Source organism: Virgibacillus tibetensis, from assembly GCF_036026595.1.
Lineage (GTDB): Bacteria > Bacillota > Bacilli > Bacillales > Amphibacillaceae > Virgibacillus_P > Virgibacillus_P tibetensis.
In genome coordinates this window covers 60195-66776 of sequence record NZ_JARZFX010000015.1, presented here as the reverse complement: position 1 = coordinate 66776, position 6582 = coordinate 60195, and the positions used below count along the sequence as shown (strand labels likewise).

At 37.9% G+C, this 6582-nt stretch carries 7 protein-coding genes, 1 pseudogene and 1 riboswitch; of the genes and pseudogenes, 5 read left to right on the top strand and 3 right to left on the bottom strand.

Going from position 1 to position 6582, the window contains the following annotated elements; genetic code table 11:
- Positions 1-303: 303 nt before the first annotated feature.
- From QGM71_RS18655 to QGM71_RS18650, 3 genes and pseudogenes are all read left to right on the top strand, one after another.
- Positions 304-558 carry an AbrB/MazE/SpoVT family DNA-binding domain-containing protein gene (locus QGM71_RS18655; RefSeq protein ID WP_327609079.1) on the top strand — a complete coding sequence of 85 codons (255 nt, stop codon included), beginning with the start codon at positions 304-306 and terminating at the stop codon, positions 556-558.
- A gap of 85 nt (positions 559-643) precedes the next feature.
- Positions 644-883 (top strand): annotated as a pseudogene (locus tag QGM71_RS21900) (type II toxin-antitoxin system PemK/MazF family toxin); the annotation flags it as partial.
- Positions 884-906: 23 nt separating this feature from the next.
- On the top strand, positions 907-1350 hold the full coding sequence (locus QGM71_RS18650) for a YaiI/YqxD family protein (RefSeq protein WP_327609078.1): 444 nt from the start codon (positions 907-909) through the stop codon (positions 1348-1350).
- Between the two features lie 25 nt (positions 1351-1375).
- Here the strand turns inward: QGM71_RS18650 and QGM71_RS18645 are convergent, their stop codons facing one another.
- Positions 1376-2788 (bottom strand): LysM peptidoglycan-binding domain-containing protein, encoded by a 1413-nt coding sequence (locus QGM71_RS18645; RefSeq protein ID WP_327609077.1) that lies wholly within the window; start codon positions 2786-2788, stop codon positions 1376-1378.
- 142 nt (positions 2789-2930) lie between these two features.
- On the opposite strand from QGM71_RS18645, the gene QGM71_RS18640 reads away from it, so the two are divergent.
- Together QGM71_RS18640 and QGM71_RS18635 are read left to right on the top strand one after the other, a co-directional pair.
- Positions 2931-3275, top strand: a complete 345-nt coding sequence (locus tag QGM71_RS18640; RefSeq protein WP_407703055.1) for a winged helix-turn-helix transcriptional regulator — start codon at positions 2931-2933, stop codon at positions 3273-3275.
- On the top strand, positions 3272-4192 hold the full coding sequence (locus tag QGM71_RS18635; protein WP_327609076.1) for a DsbA family protein: 921 nt from the start codon (positions 3272-3274) through the stop codon (positions 4190-4192). Before QGM71_RS18640 ends, QGM71_RS18635 begins: the two co-directional genes overlap by 4 nt.
- Positions 4193-4266: 74 nt before the next feature.
- Here the strand turns inward: QGM71_RS18635 and QGM71_RS18630 are convergent, their stop codons facing one another.
- Positions 4267-4737: an acyl-CoA thioesterase gene (locus QGM71_RS18630; protein WP_327609075.1), complete on the bottom strand. Its 471-nt coding sequence runs from the start codon at positions 4735-4737 to the stop codon at positions 4267-4269.
- Positions 4738-4861: 124 nt separating this feature from the next.
- Positions 4862-5047: riboswitch (cobalamin riboswitch) on the bottom strand.
- Between the two features lie 646 nt (positions 5048-5693).
- Complete coding sequence (locus QGM71_RS18625) at positions 5694-6581, bottom strand: glycine betaine ABC transporter substrate-binding protein (protein ID WP_327609074.1); 888 nt, start codon at positions 6579-6581, stop codon at positions 5694-5696.
- Position 6582: the final 1 nt, after the last annotated feature.

Sequence of the window (6582 nt, the reverse complement as noted above, 5' to 3'; positions counted from 1 at the left end):
AGAGAAGAAAAACAAGAAGAAAGCATCATAACCCTAGTATTGTGGTAACAGCAATACCGCCTGTTAGGCACATGTACACCGAAGGTGTATAGAACGAAGCAGGATGGGGTGATGACACACCCCTTAACTAAAGACTAGTACAAAACAGAAATGGACTGCGAACGGTTTGGTACTTTAGAATCCCATTGCTTCAGCTGTGGGAGTGTCAAGACTTCTATTCAATATGTACTTTTGGCAATTTTTATAAATAGGAATATAATAATAGTAAGTAAGGAAATGTAAGGAATTGGAGGCGTATTAATTATGATTGAAGCTAAGTTAACCAGCAAAGGTCAAGTTACAATACCTATCGAAATCCGGCGCATGCTGAATTTAAAAGCTGGTGACCAGTTATCATTTAACATAAATGAGCATGGTATTATATTGGAAAAATCCAGTCGACCCTTAAGCATTCAAGAAAGGTTTGCCAATTATGATATAAATGAATCAAATAAAGAATTAACAGAATCCATGAAGGAATTTGACACAGGTAATGATGTAGGAAGGGAAGACTTGTAATGTATAATGCTGAACAAGGAGATATTATTTTTTAGACTTTAATCCGCAAAGGGGATTTGAACAACGCGGAAGAAGACCTGCGGTAGTAGTGAGTAATAATTTCTTTAATCAACTCAGCAGTTTGGCTTTGGTTTGTCCAATCTCAAATGTTTCCTCAGACTTTCCTCTTCATGTAAAATTAGATGAACAAACTATCACAACCGGTTCTATTCTCTGTCAACATGTTAAATCACTTGATCTATCTGTACGAAATGCATCTTTTGTAGAAAAAATTACAGCAGAATTACTTCAAGAAGTCATTAATAGTATTCATAGCGAATTCTAGCACATAAGGAAAAGGTGAATATCATGAAAATTTATGTAGATGCAGATGCTTGTCCTGTAAAAAGTAGTATTATATCTGAAGCAAAGCACGTAGACATTCCTGTTATTCTCGTTTCAAGCTTTTCTCATTTTTCCAATGAAGAGCAACCTCCAGGTGTGGAAACAATCTATGTTGATTCAGGTGCAGAGGCAGCCGATTACCGGATCATGAAACTGGCGGAAAAAGGCGATATCATTGTTACACAAGATTACGGTCTCGCTTCATTAGGTTTAGCAAAGGGATGCATTGTACTACATCATAAGGGTTTTACATATACAAACGAAAATATCGATCAACTATTACAAACAAGATACCTCAGTGCCATGGAAAGAAAAAGTGGCAAACGAACAAAAGGACCGAAACCTTTTACAGAAGAAGACAGAAAGAAATTCAGTGAGCTTTTCAGAGAAACACTCGAGCGATTATGATCTATGAAAGCTCACCTTCATACACCTACAACTTCCTAACCGTGAAATTGTCCTGAAGAATAGGCCAATTTTGCGGAAAACGCATACCTAAAACCCAGAAGCTTGATCCCCTTAAGCCATATTCTTTCACCGTGTCATACTTAGCTTGGATACTGCGTGCATCCTCAAACCATACTTCGTGTTCCTGACCAGCCTCGTCAACATAACGAAAGTAAGGGGATTGATAGGTTTCATCGTATTGAATAGCAGCACCATAGTTTGCTGCCAGTCTAATTGCTTCTTGGGGGCTTACAGTTCTTGCAAGTGTCCCCTCTTCCCACGGTATTCTCCAATCTCTTCCGTATAGTGGTATACCCATGAGGATTTTTTCCGGTGGAATTACTGTTACTGCATAATCCAATACTCTGCGTACCTCATTAATTGGCGCAATAGCCCACGGCTCACCACCAGCCCAACCCCACTCATACGTCATTAGTACAACAAAATCAACGATTTCTCCATGTGCTTGATAGTCATGGGCTTCATAAAGCAAACCTGGCTGATCTTCTCTAATCTTGGGTGCCAGAGCTGTGGAGACTGTAAATCCTTCCGGGTGTAATCTAGCAACTGCCCTACGTAGAAATTCATTATAATTCTCTCGGTCTTCCGGATAAACATATTCAAAATCAATGTTTAAACCCGTATAGCCCTTTGCTCTCATTGTATCTAACAAGTTGGTAATCAACGTATTTTGTAAGTCTGAACTGCGAAGAATAGTAGCTGCTATATCGGAATTGAAGCTTTGTTCCACAAAATTTGTCAATACTAGTAGTGGTGAAGTTGTGGTAGCACGAGCCGCTTCGATAACTTGTAAATCTTGTAATTCAGTTATTGACCCTTCGGCTGTAATACTGTACGTAAATGGTGAAAGGTACGTAAAATTTCTTCCTAGAAGGAGTACTTCCTGTCTGCCTTGCTCATCCATTTGTGTTGTATATGCATTTACTTCTGTCACAGGTTTTAATGCAGCTGGAATACGAATCGTCTGACCTGAATAAATTAATGAGGGGTTTGCGATATTATTTACTTGAATCAGGCGTTCAATCTCTATTCCATATCTCTGGGCAATTGACCATAGTGTTTCTCCTGATTGTACGACATGAGGATAATAAGGCAGGTGAAGCAATTGACCAACATAGATAAGCGATGGGTTGGTAATATTATTGGCATCCGCAAGCTCTTGAACCGTTACACTATACCTCTGAGCAATAGCATATAAATTATCTCCCGGTTGAACAACATATTCACGGTTTGCCTCTGGTATAACTAGTGACTGTCCGATTACAAGAACATCAGGATTATCTAATTGATTGACTAAAATAATCTGGTTAATATCCGTAGCATAGTTCTGTGAGATCCTCCATAGTGAATCTCCGCTTTGCACAACATGAATTTGCATCTAATCTCCCCCAGTAAACTGATCTGCATATCACTATATTCAATTATCAGTTGTCCTGTTATTATTTAAATAAATCAAGTATAATAATTATACTTGATTTATTTTTTATACTTGATATACTTAATATATCAAAGGGGTGATTATGATTAATATTTGTCCATATATTGAGGCTTCTTTCCAAATATTAGGCAGAAAATGGAACGGCCAAATCATACATTTTTTGTCACTTTGCAAAGATAATACATCGCATTTTTCCGAAATTAAAAGGGACTTCAGTAGTATAACTTCCAGAGCACTTTCATTGAAGCTGTCTGAACTTATGGAATACGGATTAATAGATAAAATGGTGGTAGGGGTTTCTCCTGTAGTTATTTCATATAAATTAACAGAAAAAGGGCAGGAACTTGCTAATGCACTACAACCTATCCAGGAATGGGCACAGCACTATATAACGATAGAAAATACAGGTGAGGAGAAATTAAAATGAATAATAAAAATAATATGATTTGTGATCTTGAAACTGGAATTTGCGGAGACGCAGGAGATGACACAATGGAAATAATTGATCTAAACCCGAAAAAAACAATTGATCTTTATTATGTAACCGATCCTATATGTTCTCATTGCTGGGCACTTGAACCGGTTCTCCGCCGTTTTGTTGAGCAGTATGATCAATATTTTCAATTCAAAACAGTTATGGGTGGATTATTGGAAAAATGGGGAGGCGGTTTTGCCGATGTAAAAAACGGAATTACTGGTCCCTCAGACGTTGCCGAACACTGGAGAGAAGTTGGTGAACAGTCCCGTATGCCAATTGATGGATCACTATGGTATGACGACCCAGTTCAATCATCTTTTCCGCCATCCCGTGTTTTTAAAGTGGTGCAAAAACATGATGAACATCTAGCTACTGTATTTTTACGTAAGGCAAGAGAAGCTGTCTTTGCCTTTAATAAAAATATTGGTGACGACAAAGTATTAATTGAAATAGTAAATGAACTTGGCCTAAACGGTGCGGAAACTGTAAAAGAAGCAAACCTTTCAAGCTCACAGGACCTTTTAAATCAGGACTTTGCACTAGCTGGAAAGCTTGGTGCGAGAGGGTTCCCAACAATCATTATGGTTAATCAAGATAATAAGGGCGTGAAACTTGTTGGGGCACGCACATTACAGGAATATGCCAATGGATTGAAGCAGGTAATGGGTGATAAAGAAATTCAACCCAAACCTCTACCTGCACTTTCTTCGCTTTTTGAAAATGAGGATTTATTATTCTCAAAAGAGATTGAAGTATTGTATGATCTTCAAGAAGATGAAGCCGATACCTTTGTTCAAGAAGGGCTTCCACTCGATACTTACAATCAGAAAGTAATTCTTGGGGAGACTTATTTTGAAAGAAAATAAAATTACTAAAAACAGTTTCAGCCTATGTGAAGGTTGAAACTGTTTTTTTATAACATTCTTCTACAAGCGTATACTTATCTTATAGCAGCTCGCCTTACACGGTTCTCCTTTCGAGAAGGGGCCGTCATATGTAACTTTCTTTCCTCTTCATTTTCAGGATACACTTTTGGTACTGGTACTGGTCTTCCTTGTTCATTCACTGCTACCATGGTCAAGAATGACTCCGTTGTTAATCTCTCAACATTTTTGATTAAATCATGGGCAGTTACCTTTACATAAACTTCCATGGAACTTGTACCTGTATACGTTACTAATGCTTCTAATTTTAAAGAATCACCAACCTTTGCTGATGATAGGAAATCTACTGAATCTATTGAGGCAGTAACAACTGAGCTTTTTGCATGCTTCATTGCTGTTAGTGCAGCAATTTCATCAATATAAGCTAACACTTTACCTCCGAAAATTGTATTTAAATGATTGGTGTCTGGTGGTAGTACTAACCTGGTCTGAATTGTTTTAGAATCATTAATAGCTACTTTTTCCATTGTAAATTACCTCCTAAAAAGTCAAAAAACATCCCCTTAATAGAAGATGTTAAAATTGCGAGCAAAAATTATTTCATCTGTATGAAAGTTGATATCGCAACATCCTCCTATTTCCCGTAGGATAAAAATGTTCTTCCCCATGGCAGGTCTCCTGGCTACGAATCATCAAACCCTTTCCCCTTCCCGCTTCTAGTTACGAAACAGTGGCTATGAAAGTGTCCTCATCTTTACAGTGGCGGGACCGCGTTGGAATTAAACCAACTTCCCTTTTCAACTTTTATTTAAAGTCACCATAAGGCAAAAATCATTCAATTGTATTAAGTATACCATTATTTGATTAGGCTGTTTTCTAAAAGATTGTTATTTTGACACAAAACATATAAAGTACGATGGAAGTAGTTACTGGCATAGCTAACCGTCCCGGAAATACACCACGCCCAAGGTCGATCGCTGAATGAAGTGGTCCGAACGCGGGATTAAGCTGAACAAGCGCTGGATAAAGTGGTCCGAACGCTGAATGAAGCCAGATGCAGAGAGGTCAGCGAATCACGTGTATAGGCCTGAATGGCCCTGTTTTCATACCTCAAATGCTTGATCGCTGAATGAACCGGGTTAAACGCGGAATTAAGTTGAACAAACGCTTAATAAAGTGAAGCGAACGCGGGATTAAGCTGAATAAGCACTGGATAAAGTGGTCCAAACGCTGAATGAAGGCAGATGCAGCGGTCAGCGAATCGCGTGCAGACCAGAATGGACGGTTTTCAAGCCCAAAAGGGTAATCGCTGATTCAATCTCGTTAACAGTAAAAATTAAACAACTAAAAAGAGGGCCTCCTCTTTTTAGTTGTTAAGTTTTTTTTCATAAAATAAAGGGTTTCATTACGTCGTCTTTTTATCAACTACGACAATTAATAGCCAACAAAATTTACAAAACAGCCGATTCAATATCCATCTTTATTATTCAATTAAACCTGATTCCTCCAAAAATTCCCTTGCAACCAAATCAACCATCATGCCTTCATTATCCACTTTAGCATTCATAGTTTGCATTGCTTGCTCATCAATTTTACCTTCCAGCTGTTGCAATACTTCTTCCAATTCAGGATATTTTTCTAGTGTTTCTTCCAAAACTAGAGGGAGCGCGTGATAAGGCGGAAAGTAAGACTGATCATCTTCGAGTACTCTCAAATCATATATTTGTAATTGACCATCTGTTGTATAGGAATTGATTACATCCACTTCGCCACTATCAATGGCGCGGTACATCATTCCATGGTCCATACCTCTAACATCTTTAAACTCAAGATCATATTCTTCTTTAAATCCGGGCAACCCGTCCGGACGATCAATGAATTCAAAAACTGCCCCAAGTGTATATTGGTCGGAAACTTCTGCAAAGTCACTGAAGGTTTCTATATTAAGTCTCTCTGCTTCTGCTTCATCAAATGCTAATGTGTACGTATTATTGAATCCAAAAGTATTAAAGGCTCTAATACCGTCCTCTGACACGAGTTCCTTTGTTTTCACCAGTGTTTCTTCAGCTGTTCCAGGAGATTCACCATAATACGTAATCACAATTGTTCCTGTATAATCTGGTATTATCTGAATACTGCCATTCATCATTGCATTCCAAACAACATTAGAACCTCCGAGGTTTTCTCGATAGATTACACTCACATCTGTTTTATCTTCAATTAATTGTCCGATGATATTTGATAAGATGATACTTTCCGTGTTATTTCTCGAACCAACAGTAATTGATTCATCCGTACTTAATATACATCCTGAGAGTGGTATAACAGTAATGAAAGTCATAAATAGCAAAATTAGTTTTTTTCTACTCATA